The sequence below is a fragment of the Halobacillus sp. BBL2006 genome (assembly GCF_000786645.1).
In the GTDB taxonomy this organism is placed as follows: domain Bacteria; phylum Bacillota; class Bacilli; order Bacillales; family Halobacillaceae; genus Halobacillus.
On record NZ_JRNX01000981.1, the window covers coordinates 1 to 639 of the forward strand.

At 40.4% G+C, this 639-nt stretch carries 1 protein-coding gene; it reads right to left on the reverse strand.

Features of this window, described 5'->3' with window-relative positions:
* Positions 1-499 (reverse strand): cysteine desulfurase family protein (locus tag LD39_RS21540; RefSeq protein ID WP_035553998.1); only part of this gene is annotated, 499 nt, incomplete at its 3' end.
* Positions 500-639 lie beyond the last annotated feature (140 nt).

Sequence of the window (639 nt, forward strand, 5' to 3'; positions counted from 1 at the left end):
ATTTTCTTACTATTGTTCCGATTTCATGAATGGGCTGAACCGTACCTAATTCATTGTTTACAGACATGATACTAACCAGAATGGTATCTTCACGTATGGCTTTCTCCACGTTCTTAGGATCGACCTCTCCATTTACGTCAACATCTATATAAGTAACTTCAAAACCCAAGGACTCCAACGCACGGTAAGACTCCAAAACAGAGGGATGCTCTATTTTTGAAGTGATCAAATGCTTTCCTCTTGCCTGGTGCATAAAAGCTATGCCTTTTATAGCCATATTGTTCCCTTCTGTGCCACCAGAAGTGAAAACCACTTCATATGGATCTACCCCTAATAATTGAGCAGCCTGATTACGGGAATGTTGTAACAGGCGCTCGGCTTCACTTCCGAAGCGATGGACAGACGAAGGATTAGCATAATATTGATCGGCTACCTTTTGATAGCTTTCCAGCACTTCTGGCAACGGATGGGTCGTAGCGCTATTGTCTAAATAAATCATGGGCTTTGTACTCCTTTTTTAACAAATTGCAGTCCACTATATTATCATAACACTATTAAAAAATAAATAGCCACAACATGATAAAGCACCGGGCTTTGCATAACTGCAAAGCCCGGTGCTTTTTATTAATAATATTAGCC